At 46.9% G+C, this 15233-nt stretch carries 13 protein-coding genes; 5 read left to right on the top strand and 8 right to left on the bottom strand.

What is annotated here, in order from left to right; genetic code table 11:
• The gene (locus tag GC130_RS10645; protein WP_151998286.1) at positions 1-453 is read left to right on the top strand and encodes a DUF1569 domain-containing protein; all 453 of its coding nucleotides are present in this window, start codon (positions 1-3) and stop codon (positions 451-453) included.
• Between the two features lie 55 nt (positions 454-508).
• On the opposite strand, the gene GC130_RS10640 is transcribed toward GC130_RS10645, so the two are convergent.
• The 7 genes from GC130_RS10640 to GC130_RS10610 all read right to left on the bottom strand — a co-directional run bounded on the left by GC130_RS10640 (position 509) and on the right by GC130_RS10610 (position 6688).
• Positions 509-1414 carry a Nif3-like dinuclear metal center hexameric protein gene (locus tag GC130_RS10640; protein WP_151998419.1) on the bottom strand — a complete coding sequence of 302 codons (906 nt, stop codon included), beginning with the start codon at positions 1412-1414 and terminating at the stop codon, positions 509-511.
• A gap of 264 nt (positions 1415-1678) precedes the next feature.
• Complete coding sequence (locus GC130_RS10635) at positions 1679-2962, bottom strand: Gfo/Idh/MocA family protein (RefSeq protein WP_151998285.1); 1284 nt, start codon at positions 2960-2962, stop codon at positions 1679-1681.
• A gap of 199 nt (positions 2963-3161) precedes the next feature.
• Complete coding sequence (locus GC130_RS10630; protein WP_151998284.1) at positions 3162-3524, bottom strand: four helix bundle protein; 363 nt, start codon at positions 3522-3524, stop codon at positions 3162-3164.
• Positions 3525-3656: 132 nt separating this feature from the next.
• The gene (gene rhaM / locus GC130_RS10625) at positions 3657-3968 is read right to left on the bottom strand and encodes an L-rhamnose mutarotase (protein ID WP_151998283.1); all 312 of its coding nucleotides are present in this window, start codon (positions 3966-3968) and stop codon (positions 3657-3659) included.
• 2 nt (positions 3969-3970) lie between these two features.
• The gene (locus GC130_RS10620) at positions 3971-4825 is read right to left on the bottom strand and encodes an alpha/beta hydrolase (protein ID WP_151998282.1); all 855 of its coding nucleotides are present in this window, start codon (positions 4823-4825) and stop codon (positions 3971-3973) included.
• 46 nt (positions 4826-4871) lie between these two features.
• Positions 4872-5597 carry a VIT1/CCC1 transporter family protein gene (locus GC130_RS10615; protein WP_151998281.1) on the bottom strand — a complete coding sequence of 242 codons (726 nt, stop codon included), beginning with the start codon at positions 5595-5597 and terminating at the stop codon, positions 4872-4874.
• Complete coding sequence (locus GC130_RS10610; RefSeq protein WP_151998280.1) at positions 5594-6688, bottom strand: o-succinylbenzoate synthase; 1095 nt, start codon at positions 6686-6688, stop codon at positions 5594-5596. The genes GC130_RS10615 and GC130_RS10610 overlap by 4 nt, the downstream gene beginning before the upstream one ends.
• 70 nt (positions 6689-6758) lie before the next feature.
• Between GC130_RS10610 and GC130_RS10605 the strand changes: the two genes are divergently transcribed.
• From GC130_RS10605 to GC130_RS10590, 4 genes are all read left to right on the top strand, one after another.
• Positions 6759-7961, top strand: coding sequence for an S-adenosylmethionine:tRNA ribosyltransferase-isomerase (locus tag GC130_RS10605; protein WP_151998279.1), 1203 nt, complete (start codon positions 6759-6761; stop codon positions 7959-7961).
• A gap of 12 nt (positions 7962-7973) precedes the next feature.
• Positions 7974-8888, top strand: coding sequence for a mechanosensitive ion channel family protein (locus GC130_RS10600; protein ID WP_151998278.1), 915 nt, complete (start codon positions 7974-7976; stop codon positions 8886-8888).
• 7 nt (positions 8889-8895) lie between these two features.
• Positions 8896-9396 carry a hypothetical protein gene (locus GC130_RS10595; RefSeq protein ID WP_151998277.1) on the top strand — a complete coding sequence of 167 codons (501 nt, stop codon included), beginning with the start codon at positions 8896-8898 and terminating at the stop codon, positions 9394-9396.
• A gap of 81 nt (positions 9397-9477) precedes the next feature.
• The gene (locus GC130_RS10590) at positions 9478-11097 is read left to right on the top strand and encodes a mechanosensitive ion channel family protein (protein WP_151998276.1); all 1620 of its coding nucleotides are present in this window, start codon (positions 9478-9480) and stop codon (positions 11095-11097) included.
• A gap of 15 nt (positions 11098-11112) precedes the next feature.
• Here the strand turns inward: GC130_RS10590 and GC130_RS10585 are convergent, their stop codons facing one another.
• Positions 11113-15174 (bottom strand): T9SS type A sorting domain-containing protein, encoded by a 4062-nt coding sequence (locus tag GC130_RS10585; protein WP_151998275.1) that lies wholly within the window; start codon positions 15172-15174, stop codon positions 11113-11115.
• Between the last annotated feature and the right edge of the window lie 59 nt (positions 15175-15233).

Here is a 15233-nt window from a genome sequence, read left to right as displayed (position 1 = left end):
ATGAAGACTGTATTTGACGAAAACGTAAGGGCGGAATTAATCGGCAGGGTTAACACAATTACCGACTCAAATGTGGCTCAATGGGGCAAAATGAATGTATTTCAAATGTTGAAACATTCTACAAAGTGGGCTGAGTGGGTACTTGGCACTCACAAACCGGTTTATAAGCAGGAGCTATTGGGGCGAATCTTTGGTAAAATGGCGCTACGCAGCAATGTAAAAGACGACCAGCCAATGAAGAAAAACATTCCGGCAGGTCGGGACTTTGTGATAAAAGACAAAACCGGCGATGTGGAGCTTCAAAAAAAGGTCTGGGTAGAACGAATCGGCGAATATGAGCATTTTGACAACCCTGCCTTTATCCACGATTTCTTTGGAGAAATGACAAGAGAGCAAATTGGCATTTTTGCCTACAAGCACTCCGACCACCACTTACGCCAGTTTGGAGCATGAGCAAGAGCGGGGTAGTCAGGGCTTAGCCCAGGGCAACTTTCTGATTCTTTTCAAGCTAAACCGTCTGAAAAGAATCTCCTGCCACCACGTGAGTCGTCTTCAGTCCAGGAAACTTCTTGTTCATCCAGCCCACCAGGTATTTCATGCCGGGCTCTTCGCTGCGCTGATGACCTAAAATGATGAGGGCCTTGCGGATGCCAGCAGTTTGGGCGTCCCGCACATACTCAGCTGTTTCCCATTCGTTGATCTCTCCCACTACCAGCAGCTCAATGTCTTCTTTGCTCAGCATGTTGATTTGGCTTGTGCCGCCGGAAGCCCCGAGCCGCAGTCCTACTTTACTCACTTTCATGGAAGCATCGCCCACAATAAATGGCCGCTTCAAATCCAGTTTTTTCTTTAGCTCAAGGGCAACATCCTTCACAGAGGCACCGGGTATGGTCAGCAGATTGGATTTTTCGCTGTCTTTGCTCTGGTATTTCTTCCAGTTGGTTTCTTCAAGGAAACCCTCGGTAATCCCATCAGGCCGGTGGCGGTGCCAGTAGTCATGAAAGCGCCACACCACAATGCCATTGTCGGCAATCAGCTTCTTCTTGTACTGGTATACTGGGTCGCTTTCCAACCATTCGGTATTGTCGAGGTGGTTGTAGAAGGTAGGTTCATGGCTAATGATGAAGTTGGCACCCAGGCTGGCTGCTTTTTTTATCACTTCGGCATTGTCCATAAAAGTGGTGAGCACGCCAGTGCACTTTTGGGATCCATCGCCTTGTTTAATCGTATCCACCGTTTGATCCAATTTGCCACCAGGGATCGTAGCAATGATCTGATCGATGACCTGCTGGATGGTGAGGTCGCCCTGCACCGGGGCTGGGTTGGCCCAGGCAGTGAATGCACCCGTGCCGAGCAAAGTAGCTCCTGCAACCGAGGCGGTGGTGTTTTTGAGGAAGGTTCTTCTGGTGTTCATGGTAAGTTCTTGTTTCAATTGGTGACAGTTCAAAGAAATATGGGTTGCCCAACGCTCCCTAATACACGGTAATTGCGAGCGAATAAACAGATCTTCCTCTTATGAAGAAATGTAGATGAGCGTGGCAATCTGTTCAAGATACCGCAATCCTAATAGACAGATTGCCACACTCGCTTATTGATCACTGACATAGAACAACAGTATTTGGCTCGTTTCTCGCCGGTGGGCGGACAGGCGCAATGACCGGCTAATGTATGATCTCATTTACTTTATAAAATTCCACTCTTTCCTGTACTCTCTCGATAGATAGCCGTTGGCTTCGGCGTCACCAACGAACTGTTCTTTTTTAGCATTCCACTGTAGCGGCCTTCCCAGCCTGTAGCTAATTAACGCCAGGTGCATAGGTAACGTCATGGCCCTGGCATATTCCAGGTTAGACTCAGGCTGCGTGCGTGCTTTCACAGCATCCACAAAGTTTTGCTGGTGACCAGGAGAACGAATAATAGTTTTGGGCACTTCCGGAATATCTTTCACGGTTTCTCCATTGATGGTTATCTCCATCGAGCCGTAATCGCAAATCAGCGTGCCCTTGCTGCCCTCAAAGTAAGCGCCAATACCTCTGTCCTTAGCACCTGGCACATTAGGCGGCTCTGTTGTCCAGTAGAGTTTCAGCCCGTCAAATTGCATTTCCGCATCCAGCCATTTCGGTGCATCGGCAATACCATCGGGCTTTTCGCCCTTGGCAGCCACCGAAGTCAATCCTTTTGGCTCAATCGACCACCAGACAATGTCGGCAATATGGCACCAGAAATCTGCAAAAACCCCACCTGAATAGTCAAGGAAGTACCTGTAAGTGAAATGAGTTCTTTCTTTGATATAGGGCACTTTGGGTGCCGGGCCAAGCCACATGTCGTAGTTGAAAGTGCTCGGAGGAGTGGAAGGGCTGGGATTGCCCATGTCCGGGGCTCCGCCTGTTTTCCAAAGGCGAACGGTATGCACATCGCCAATCGCACCCGACTTGATGATCTCTGCCACCCGATGGTAGTTGTCGCCAGCATGTATCTGCGTACCCAGCTGGAATATCTTCTTTTCTTTCTTCAGCGTTTTCAGCATGATCTGCCCCTCGGCGATGTCGTAAGAGAGCGGCTTTTCGCCATACACATCCTTACCGGCCTGAAAGGCCATCGTGGCTATTTGTGCATGCCAGTGGTCGGGCGTAGCCACGCTGATGGCGTCTATTTCTTTATCGTCGAGAATCTTGCGGAAGTCACCATACAACTTGGCTTTCGTATTTGGTACCAGGCCTTGCAATATTTTGAAAGTGGAGTTAAGGTGGTCTGAATCTACGTCGCACAGCGCCACGATGTCTACGTCAGGCAGCTTCGCAAACCAGTTCATATGGTTGTTGCCCATGCCTCCCAAGCCTATGTGGGCTACCCGCAGCTTATCGCTTGGAGCTGCTTTGGAGATAAAGTTGGGGAGAATAGTCAGGCCAAGGGCTCCAGCAGCCGACTTGGTGAGAAAGGATCGTCTGTTAAGTGGGTTCATGTAGGTGGTGTTGGGTGTAACGTAATATAGTGACAGAAGTCGGGAGACGGAAGACAGAAGATAGGAGTGGCAACATTATTTGACGGGAGATTGGAAGACGGGAGAGACTTTGCTTAATGATGTAAGTGGTTAGGAGACAGAAGACGGAAGACAGGAAAGGCTGTAATACCCGATGTTATCAATTGGGAAATGGAAGCAGCTACGATACTTTTGATCTAAAGGCAATCATCATATTCATGAGGTTAAAAGAAAAATCATAAAGTACATTGAACTCGTCTTGCGAAATATAATTTCTTCTTTTTGCCTTATGAAGACAAGTAATCACTTCAGCAAGAGATCTAATGGAATAGCCTGTAAACTTCTTGAGTTCCAGATTTGACTGACCGATCGACCCCTCAGAGATATTCAAAGCAATCGAATCGCTGGCCCGCCTTATTTGAGAGCTAAGATTGTAAATTTCATCTTTTGGAAACCGTAGAGCAATTTTATAGATGTCTTCGCCAAAATCCATCGCCTTTTGCCAGATAATCAGCTTCTCAAATTTGAATCGAGCTTCTTCCATTTTAGCTTAAATGAGTTCACATAAATTTCTTTCTCTGTCTGTTTCTTGTCTTCTGTCTCTCTGCCACGAACCTTCCGTCTCCGGTCTTCCGTCTTCCGTCTCCGGTCTTCCGTCTTCTTAACTCCTCACTCCTCACTCCATATAGAAAACTTCTGCGAGCCCCACCGCCACCGGCGAATTATCCTCATTCGTTTCCATAATATCCGCCATATGGGCCCACCACTTCTGCACGATAGGGTTTTGCCCGAGGTTCTGCGATCCACCAGCGCCGCTCACACTTTGTACGGCAAACAAGGTATTGGACTCCTCATCAAGGAAAATGGAATAGTCCGATACGCCGGAATCACTCAGCAGCTGCTTCAGCTCGGGCCAGATCTCGTCGTGTCGCTTTTTGTATTCAGCTGCAAAGCCCGGCTTCAGCTTCATTTTGAATGCCTTCTTCATCGTTACTTCCCGTTTAAATACCCCATATCCATCAGCCAGTCGGCCATGCGCTGCGGCCAGCCCCTTAAGCTGACAAACTCCGACCGGTATCCCATATTGAAGGCGTGCGCACCTTTCGCATAAACGTGGGCTTCCACAGGGCGCTTGGCCTGGCGGTACCTGAGCAGCAGGCTCATGACGGGCTCGGAGCAACAGTCGTCGTTGGTGGCCACCACCATAAAAACGGGAGGCGCATCGGCGGGCACTTTTTCAGGAATGCCCAACGGGCCGGGATAAACCAGCATCTGGAAGTCAGGTTTGCCGTTTACTTTGTCGACAGGATTCTTGGCATTGGCGTCACCTTTGCCGTCTCCGTAAGCCACCCACGACACTACTTCGCCACCGGCAGAGAACCCCATGATCCCGATGCGCTCCGGGTTCACGCCAAACTCTTTTGCTTTGCTCCTGATCGTTCGCACCGCCCGGTAAGCATCTTCTTTGGCTTCCTTGCCTACTGTGTATGGTGAATTTTCTTCTCTGGCCAGGCGATATTTCAGCACAAAGGCAGTAATGCCTAACGAATTGAGGAAGTCCGCTGCCTCTTTTCCCTCTCCATTGTACACAAGGGTTCGGTGTCCGCCTCCTGGACAGATCACCACGGCCGTGCCATTGGCCTTGTCTTTGGGTGGATAATAAACAGTGATGGAGGGATTGTGCACATTCTTGACCCACCAGTCCTTAGCCTCCTCTGGTTGGTCTTTCAGGTTTTCGAAACCGGGTGCGCCATTAGGCCACAGGTACATTTGCTTGCCCGATTCCTGGGCAAAAACTACGAGGCTGGTGAACACAAGGCCCACCAGAACAGACATTCTTTTCATTTTAAGTAGGTTTAAAAAAGGTAAAAAACTCGATAATATCTTCAGCTTACAAAATCCATTTGGCCAGCACCTCCCCTACGAAATAGGCAAAAGCTGCTGCCAACCCACCCAGCGCCAGAGTCTGGATGATGCTTTTCATTTTATTGATATTAGTAACGACTCCCCTCAAGTAACCGACGAGAATAAGCGACAAACCGGTGCCCACGCATGAGATAGGGAAAAGCGCTGAAGGGTTAACATCCGTGAACATGGCGACCACGTACACCACCAGGGGGATAAAACCCACGATGTTAAAACTAATAAAGGTGGCGATGGCGGTACTCAACGGCGATTTACTTTCTCTGGTCATCTCCAGCTCCTCCTTCATCATGGTGTCCACCCACACCTTTTTGTCCGATATAATCGTCTCTACCACATCGTCCAACAATTTCCCTTTAAAGCCCTTGGCTTCATATATTTCCCTGACCTCCTCAATTTCCTTTTCTCTCAGGTGCTCAATCTCCCAGTACTCCACGGCTTCATGCTTGTCGTAATTATCCAGAGCAGCTTTGCTGGAAAAATAATTACCCACCGACATGGAAAAACCGTCTGCTATTAAGTTGGCAAAGCCGAATATCAACACCCACCGGATGTCAGCGTTGGCCCCGGCGGCACCAGCAACTACGGCAAACGTGGTGATGGAACCGTCGATCCCACCGTAGACAAACTCTGCAATGTACTCCTTGTCGAAAAAGAGCCATTTGCCCTCTTTATGTAATTTAGCTTCGTTCATTTATCAAAGATTAGCTGGCGAAAATCCCACACATTTGCCTGACCTGAATTTAAAAAACCATGACTGATAAATAAGGGCGAGGTGAAATTATTATTGTAGAGCTGACCTGTGCCCAAACCCTGAGGCATATCAAGTGGGAATTCTGCCGTAAACTGGGCAATAGCATTCAATCCAATATTTGACTCCAGTGCCGACGTCATCCACCAGCCAACGTTTCTCTTCTGGGCCAGGTCTATCCATTCTCTGGTTGCCATAAAGCCACCTAGCAGCGAGGGTTTCAGCACAATGAACTGTGGCTTGATAAAATCAAGCAGTTCCGCTTTCATGGCCTTTTGTTCCACCCCAATCAGTTCTTCGTCGAGGGCGATGGGCACCGGCGACCGACTGCACAACACATGGTAGGCCTCCCACTGCCCTGCCTGCACCGGCTGTTCGATGGAATGAAGCTGATACTGGCTGAGCTTCTCAAGCTTCACAAGCGCCTCTGCTGGTTTGAAGGCCCCATTGGCATCCACCCGGAGGGTGATATCATTTGGCCCAAATTCTTTTCGAATGCCAGCCAGAATCTCACATTCGGTTTCAAAATCAATCGCACCAATTTTTAGTTTTAAACAGGTGTATCCTGCATCAAGCTTCTCTTTGATTTGTTTCAGCATGAAGTCCTTGTCTCCCATCCAAATAAGCCCGTTGATCGGGATAGGCAAACTGCCGGTGGTGAAGGAGTTTTTGAATATAATGCCCGACCCGCCATTCATAAAGTCCAAAAGGGCTGTCTCCAGAGCAAATCTGAGTGACGGGTAGCCCGACGGCACCAACTGATGCGCACGGTGCAATGCATCCTCCACGGTACCAGGAATTCTTACAGGCAGGATGTCGCTCTGAAGAGTTTTGATAACGTCCGGCAGGTCATCTATGTCTTCCATGCTAAGCCCCTTCAACGGTCCAGCCTCTCCAAGTCCAAACATTTTTGGATCCGAGGGGTCATACAATTTGAGAAGTATACTGGGCTTTTCCTTTAACACACCTCTTGAGGTGCCTGCATCAAATGTAAACTGAAGTGTGTGGGTAGTAAAATCTAGTTTTAAAGGCATGCGGGTCGATTATGTAGCTTTTTGTTACAGACTATGGCCGTATTTGGTTTATTTTTGCCAAAAAAGGTCAATGCCTCCTCAAATTAACGTTTCCGAATATACTTATGATCTACCAGACGAAAGAATAGCTAAATTTCCGCTGGAAGACAGATCGGCATCGAAGCTACTTTTTTACAACAGAGGGAGCATTGAGCACCTTCGCTTTAAAAGCATTCCCAGTCTGCTTCCTGAAAACACCTCTCTCTACTTTAACAATACCAAAGTAATCCCCGCCCGACTTGCCTTTCAGAAACCTACGGGCGCTGTAATAGAAATCTTCTTGCTTCAACCAACTTTGCCGTCGCCTGTCATTTCTGTGGCGATGGAGGCCAAGAGCCCTGTGGTTTGGAAATGCATGATCGGCAATGCCAAACGCTGGAAAGAAGGTATTCTTGAAAGAAATATCAAACTCGAAGGAGCCACGGTGAAAGTTGAGGTAAAACGGCTGGGCACTGACGAAGTGCAACTAAGCTGGAATAAATCCGCTGCCCGTTTTGTAGACGTGGTGGATGCCATTGGCAAAACTCCACTGCCGCCCTATCTGCATCGTGAGGCAATAGAGAACGACAAAAAAACTTACCAAACTGTTTACAGTGAGAAGGATGGCGCCGTAGCGGCTCCCACAGCGGGTCTTCATTTTACGGATGAAGTCATACAACAACTGCGTGGCAAAGGGATTATTACCAACTTTCTGACGCTCCATGTCAGCGCAGGTACCTTTCAGCCGATAAAAACAACCACCGCCGAAGAGCATGTGATGCATTCTGAGCAAGTCATTATCAGAAGAGAGAACCTTGAGCAACTTTTAGTGCCGGAAAGATTCAACGTAGCCGTTGGCACAACTTCCATGCGCACACTCGAAAGCACCTATTGGTATGGGGTTATGCTGGGTCGCAATCCAGACGCTGACTTCCTTATACCCAAGCTCTTGCCGTATGTCCAACAGGCTTCGTTGCTTTCGTCAAAAGAAAGCATCATGAATATATTAAACAGAATGGATGCGTTGGGTGTTGATGAATTGACGGGCTCAACGGAGATTTTCATTTTCCCAGGCTACAAATTCAAATTGGTGAACGGGCTGATTACCAACTTCCATCAACCCAACTCTACGCTGATCCTTTTGGTGGCGGCATTTGTAGGCCCCGACTGGCGAAAGATATACAACGAAGCGCTTGGCACCGGTTACCGGTTTCTGAGCTACGGGGATTCCTCTTTGTTAATTCCCGGGAATTAGTCAATTTAAACCATGGAAAAAGCTGACAAGGTGGGAGAAAGTATCAAAGGCTGGTGGGCAAGTTTCAATGAATTATTACAAACACCACTCTTCTCCTTTGGGGATAGCCAAATAGACCTGGGGCATATATTCTATCTCCTGGTATCGGTCTCTGTACTTGTGATCGCAAGCCGGTGGCTAATGAGGCTGGTGGTTAACAAGCTGCTCAAAAACACTGACATGGAGAAAGGCATGCTTCAGTCGGTCGCTACCCTGGTCAGGTTTGGCATCCTGGTGCTTGGCTTTATCGTTATCTTCCAATCGGCTGGTATCGACCTGAGCTCGTTGAGTATTTTGGCTGGTGCACTTGGTGTTGGTATCGGTTTTGGCTTGCAAAACATCACCAACAATTTTATTTCCGGGCTCATTATTCTTTTTGAGCGTCCCATTAAAGTGGGAGACAGAATAGAGGTGGGTGACATAGCGGGCGACGTCATCAGCATCAATGCGAGGGCCACCACCATCATCACCAACGACAACATTTCGGTGATTGTACCCAACTCCGAGTTCATTTCAGGCACGGTGATCAACTGGAGTCATTCCGACAGAAATGTGAGGTTCCTGTTTCCTGTGGGTGTAAGCTATAAAGAAGACCCTGAGAAAGTAAAAAAGATCCTTTTGGAAGTGGCCGACAAAAACCAATATGTGCTCAAAAGCCCTCCTCCTACAGTCATGTTTGATGAATTTGGCGACAGCTCCTTAAACTTCTACCTTGGCGTTTGGACATCCACCCACATTGAAAAGCCCAGGGTGCTAAAAAGCGAACTCTATTTTGAAATATTTAAGAAGTTTACAGAACACAATATCGAAATTCCATTCCCCCAAAGAGATTTGCACATCAAGACTTCTCCCGTTACAGTGGAACAAATTCAATCAAAACTGAATTGACCTTATTATGACTCCACAACCCTTGAAATCGCAAGCCATTTTTGTTGGAAAAACTGTCGTTGCACATCTGGTCTCCTATGCTGTAGCGGCAACGGCAGGCTACTACTTCCTCCTTCGTGACCTCTACAACAACGAGGCCTCGCCACTGAAAGGCTACCTGGCAACACCTGGAGAACCTGAAGAATGGGCCTTGATAGGGGAAAAGCTTTTTCCCATCGAGTTGGTAAGGGGGTTTCTGATTGGCATCGTCTTTTTTTCTATCAGCAAAACCTTGCAGCGCTGGGGCCGAAAAAGAAGGTTCATCGCTATCATTGGCTTTTACTTTATTGTCGGGTTCCTTGCCAGCCCGGGCATATCTCCGGGTAGTTTGGAGGGCATGCTCTATATGCAAAATCAATTTGCTCCGCTGGTTCACGAGCGGTTTTTCTGGGTCACCTTCCTCCAATCAGTGATTATGGCACTCATTCTTAGCAACTGGATCAGAACCTCCTTGCCCGAAGAGAACTAGCAAATGCCTCAAATCAACATTTTCTAAGGCATTTTTTGTCACATTGTTTAATTTTGCCAATTCATTTCGAAACCAGGCATCATGCGGAAGCTCTTTCTTATAGTTCTCAGTGTTCTTCTTTATACTTCAACAACGGCTCAGTCGGCCGACAACCCAATCTCCGATTCAGTTTCTTTCAAGACACCTTATCAAAGCATCTACACCTTTCTACGCTATCTGCAGGAAGATTCTTACTATCCTGAGCTAGCGGCAGGCATTGTTAAGCAGACCCTTAGAGGCAGCGAAGAGGCCCAGGAGGTCGTTGTGCAATTAAAGCAGGTGCTGGATGGCGAGGGGCATTTTATCTACCTCGAAGATTTACCAAATGACCCAGACTACACGGATACTGTGTCGAGGCAAAACCGGTATGTACTGGTGAAAGACTACCCAAACATTTACCTGGAAAAGTACAATGACAAGTGGTTGCTAGCCGAAAAATCGGTAAGGGAGATTGGTAAACTTCACGAAAAAGTCTTCCCATTTGGCACCGACAAGCTACTGAACCTGCTGCCCAAGCTTGGTACAAAAAAATACCTGGGCCTGCAGGTATGGCAGCTTGTTGGCATTCTGGTGCTGATCCTCGGCTGCGTGCTGATTCACAAGCTGCTGACCTTCTTGTTTGAAAAAATCATCATGCAGGCACTGCTCCGGGCTGGCTATGAACGATTGGCGGATGAGTATATTCTACCAGTGGCCAGGCCTGTCAGTTTGTTTGTGGTATTCCTGCTACTGTTCATTTTCATTCCGGTATTGCAACTGCCGCCTGGCACCATGCAATATGTGGTGATGGGTGTAAAGGCCGCTCTACCGTTCTTCGGCACTATGGTGTTCTACCATCTGGTGGAAATCCTTTGTGTGTACCTGCAACGTTTGGCGCTAAAAACAAAGAGCACGCTGGACGACCAGTTGGTGCCCCTGGTAAGAAGAGCACTGAAAATTTTTGTTGTGCTGGTAGGTGGCCTGTTCATCCTCGACAACCTCAACATTCCCATACTTCCGCTGTTAACTGGTCTCTCCATTGGAGGCTTGGCATTTGCCCTTGCTGCTCAGGACACGATCAAGAACCTGTTTGGCTCGCTGATGATCTTCATCGACAAGCCTTTTCAGATTGGCGATTGGATTACCTCGGGCGACATTGACGGCTCAGTGGAAGAAGTAGGTTTTCGCTCTACCAGGATTCGTACCTTTCGCAACTCACTCACCTATGTGCCTAATGGCAAGCTGGCCGATGCCATGATCGATAACCATGGGCTGAGAGTGTACCGACGTTATTACACCAAACTGAGTATTACCTACGACACGCCACCACCACTTATCGAAACGTTTGTGGAAGGGCTGAAGGAAATAGTGAAAACTCACCCGATGACTCGCAAGGACTACATAGAAATAAGTTTCAATGAGTTCGGGCCATCGAGTTTGAACATCATGTTCTATATGTTCTTTGAGGTGCCCACCTGGTCAGAAGAGCTACAGGGCCGCCATGAAATCAACCTGGAAATAATGAAGCTGGCAGAGCACCTTGGTATCAACTTTGCCTTCCCAACGCAAACGCTTCACATAGAAAACATGCCCGGCAAACCAAGCCTGTCCCCGACCTATGAAGTGGAAAAGGCTGGGGAGAGGATGCGGGTGTATTTTGGCTCCCAAAAAAATGAAAAATAGACTGCAGATTACCTATTATTCTTTAATGACTGATTCCTGATAGTAAATTTGATCATCCAGGACGATAATCAATTGGTATACGCCCTTGCGAAGCCTGTCTGTTGCCATTGTTAGCGTGTTCTGATTTTCAAACTTTCGATTTTGCACCAGCTTTCCCGCCATGTCATAAATACTTATTGAAAGCATAGAGTAATTGACATCAAGCACCACATGAAGCAAGTTGCTGACCGGAATTGGGAATACCGAAATTTTGTCTTTTGGCAATCCAGAGAGAACAGAAGTCGCCTCTGCGAAAATGCATTCCGACATAGTCTCGCATTCGTTTTTGGTAATGCTGACTGAATATTCTCCCGTTTCACTGATAGTTAACTGCTGCCCTACCCCACCGTCGATTTTCTCCAGTCCTCCGTCAATGCACTTAAACCACTGATATTGTGCATTGGATTCTGTCGCCGTCAGCCTCTTTCCCGCTATTGTTATTTCGTTATTTAGCGATAGAATTTCGAGACTTAGATTGACCAAAGAATCGCAGCCCGACTGAGTTGTGAATAGCTCAGTGTAGTTGCCTTCCAGTTGTAAACTTTGCGATCCAAACGTGTACACCTCTCCATCGCAAATCGACATTTCCAGAGACTCCTCTATGGCGGGATCTACCACCAGTGTCACCACCACAGTACTATCACATCCATTGGCAGTTTTATATAGTTCGGAGTAACTACCTGATAACGAAAGAGTTTGAGACCCAAAGGAATAAGTTTCTCCGGCACAAATGTTAGCTGAAACAATTTCGCCCACGTCAGGGATGACTTGCAAATTGAGTACAACAGTACTGTCGCAGCCATTTGTTGACTGAAACAGTTCTGTGTACTCCCCTGTTGTTGTGAGGTTTTGTGAGCCAAATGCAAAGTTTTCACCAGTACAAATGGAGGCTGATAGTGTTTCACTGAAAATTGGATTGACATTCAAGGTTAGTACAACTGTGCTATCGCAGCCGCTGAGGGACTGAAACAGTTCAGAGTAGTCTCCCTGGCTGTCGAGGCTTTGCGAGCCAAATACAAAAGTTTCACCCTGGCAGATCGTCGCAGTCGTCGATTCCGAAAACCTTTGATTTACTTTTAAACTTAGCACAACAGTGCTATCACAGTTGCTGAGCGATTGAAAGAGTTCAGTGTATTCCCCAGTCGCAGTGAGGCTTTGCGAACCGAATAGATAAGTTTCACCCTCGCAAATGGTAGCAATTGCTGTCTCCGTAAAAATCGGATCCACTTTCAGATTGAGAACAACTGTGCTGTCGCAACTACTTGCTGATTGAAAAAGCTCGGTATACTCTCCTGTAGCAGTGAGGCTTTGGGTGCCAAATGTGTAAGTATCACCTTCGCAGATGGAAGCTGTGGCCGACTCGTTAAAAATAGGGTTGACTTTAAGATTGAGCATGACAGTGCTATCACACCCGTATTGTGACTGAAATAGCTCGGTGAATTCTCCGGCCGATGTTAGGCTCTGGCTTCCAAACTCGAAGGTTTCACCATTGCAAATAGCAACTGCCGCTGTTTCGTTGAATGTGGGACGTACCATCAGGTTAACGGTGACCGTACTATCACAACCATGTACCGTCTGAAAGAGCTCTGTGTACTCTCCCTCCACTGTTAGGTTTTGAGAACCAAACTCGAAAGTTTCACCATCACAGAGATCGACAGTTTCCTCTCTGACAAAAACAGGATTGATAGTTATGTGAAGTGTGAGGGTACTATCACATCCGGCCTTATTAATAAGCATCTGCTCAAAGTCGCCACTTTGAACAAAGGTTTCGCCGTTGATCGTCACACTTTCGCAAGCTTCCTCCGAGTGTTCGGCGGCTGTCGGAAAACACACTTCATACCATCGTGGCATGAATACGTCGGCGGATAATATATCAGGTGTACCGTCGTCGTTTACGTCCACAATTTCCAGCGGGTTGGCAGAATTGCTACCATCTGATTTGATGTCAAAGTGAGTAAAAACTTCCTCTCCATCGTTTATATACACTTTGATTCCGGAAGAATAGGTGATAGCAAAGTCCATGTCACCGTCTCCATCGAGATCGTCAGCCTTTATCTCTTCACCTTGTAGTATTCCTTCATTAGGCAGCAGGATTTCGAGCTCAAAAGTTCCAGCACCGTCCGTGTTCTCAAACCAGCTGGGCCTGCCTGTCAAAATATCAAGGTCTCCATCTCCATCTAAATCTGTTGCCGCTGCAGCCCGAAGCTGGTTCACAACTGAAACCGAATGTCTGCTACTTTCGGCAAAAACACCATCAGTGTTTTTAAAAACAACTACCTCATCTGTTCCGTCAGCGGTTGCCAGCACGTCTAAATCGTCATCCCCATCCAGGTCTCCAAATGTGACCGACGACACACTCTCGACATTTGTCGATAGTGACTTGTAACTGGCTATAGTGCCATCAGAGTCAATATTGTGAGCCCGAATGGCATTGAGGTAATACTGTGTAAACAGGATATTTGGCAAACCGTCGTCGTCCAGTTCTACTATATCAAATATATTGCTTGCATTCCCCGGGCCAACCACAGAAAGCCCCCCTGAGCGATCAGAAATAATCAGGTCTTGAATTTCGAACTCGCCATTGCCCATGTTTTTGAGCCACCCGAGGTCAACAGAATTTATATAGACGATATCTTCCAATTCATCCCCGTCTATGTCGGCAAAACCAATATCGAGAATTCTGCTGATCGTATCATTCAAAACAATTTGCTCTCCGTAAATTCCATCTCCCATGCCTTCGACCCAAGAAATATTCTGATCTTCGTAGGAAGCCATCAAAATGTCGTCAATCCCGTCATTATTCACATCCACGTGAAGCATCTGGGTCGTCTGATAAGATGTATTGGACAGGTAATCAGGTTCATCAAAAGTCCAATTATCCAAATTTTTGTAGTGAACAACCTTCAACTGATTGGAAGTCAAAATCAAGTCATCTAACTCATCGCTATTGAAATCCATAGTGAGGATATTAGCACTAGTATATGGCGCCACCCCAAAGGTTCTTTTCCTTGTGAACGTTTCATTTTGATTATTCTCAAAAACTGAAATCCTATTGTCAGTAAACCCAGATATTTCACCGGACTGAATAGCTGCCAGATCCAAAAAATCATCGCCATTGAAATCACCAATACTGATAGCTCCAGTTCCGAAAGTATTCAGGACGATCTCAGAATAAGAAGTATTAGCATTGTTTCGCAGCCACATGGCGCTCCCACTTGACCCCGAACTTTGTCCGATAACTAAATCGACAAAAGTATCATTGTTGAGGTCGGCTGTAGCAAATTCAACTTTCGATGATCCCTGAAAGGTGTATGCTATGGTGTCAGGCTCGTCAAATCCATCCAGATTTCCCGAGAAAAGCTGCACGTAAATTAACGAAGAAGAGTAAAGAACGTCTATGAGGCCATCGCCATTTAAGTCCTCCAGAATCATGTTAGACACATTTCGAACATTATTGATGATACCGCTGTTACCCGGGTTATTAACTAAGTCATAAATCGAATTAACGACAACCTCCTCATTAAAGGATCCCAAGCCATCGGTATTTTTGATCCACATGCCGGGCCCCATGATGTCAAGGTCACCGTCGTCGTCGATATCACCTAACCTTGCAGTGTTCCAATAACTACTTCCTGCCTGCTCTTGGATAATATTTTCCGTGAAGTTTCCGGCTCCGTCATTTTCATACCACCTGAGCCCATTGCTCGCCATGTTGACAAAAATGTCCGTTTTGCCATCACCATTAATATCGCCATAGTCAATATCTACTGGTGTGTCAGGCAACGATGAGATGGTATTTGCATCAAGAAAGTTCCCCGCTCCGTCGTTTCTGAACAACAGCAGTCTTGGAGTTAGCACAGTCGCCTCATACACTATCAAATCCTTATCCCCATCCGCATCAACATCAAAGGAAATGGCCTTGTCCGGGTAGTAGACAAACTTGTTGGCATCCAGCAAATCGTGTGGAAGAAACTGTTGAGCGGAAGTTAAACTGTAGCTAAACAAGATCGAAAGGGCAAGCGTGATGAGCTTCTTCATAGGGTAGTGAATGGTCGTATACAAAGAAGGCTATCTCAACACTCTCTGCCTATACTCCA

The sequence above is a fragment of the Imperialibacter sp. EC-SDR9 genome (assembly GCF_902498805.1).
In the GTDB taxonomy this organism is placed as follows: domain Bacteria; phylum Bacteroidota; class Bacteroidia; order Cytophagales; family Cyclobacteriaceae; genus Imperialibacter.
This window is presented reverse-complemented; position numbering and strand designations above follow the sequence as displayed.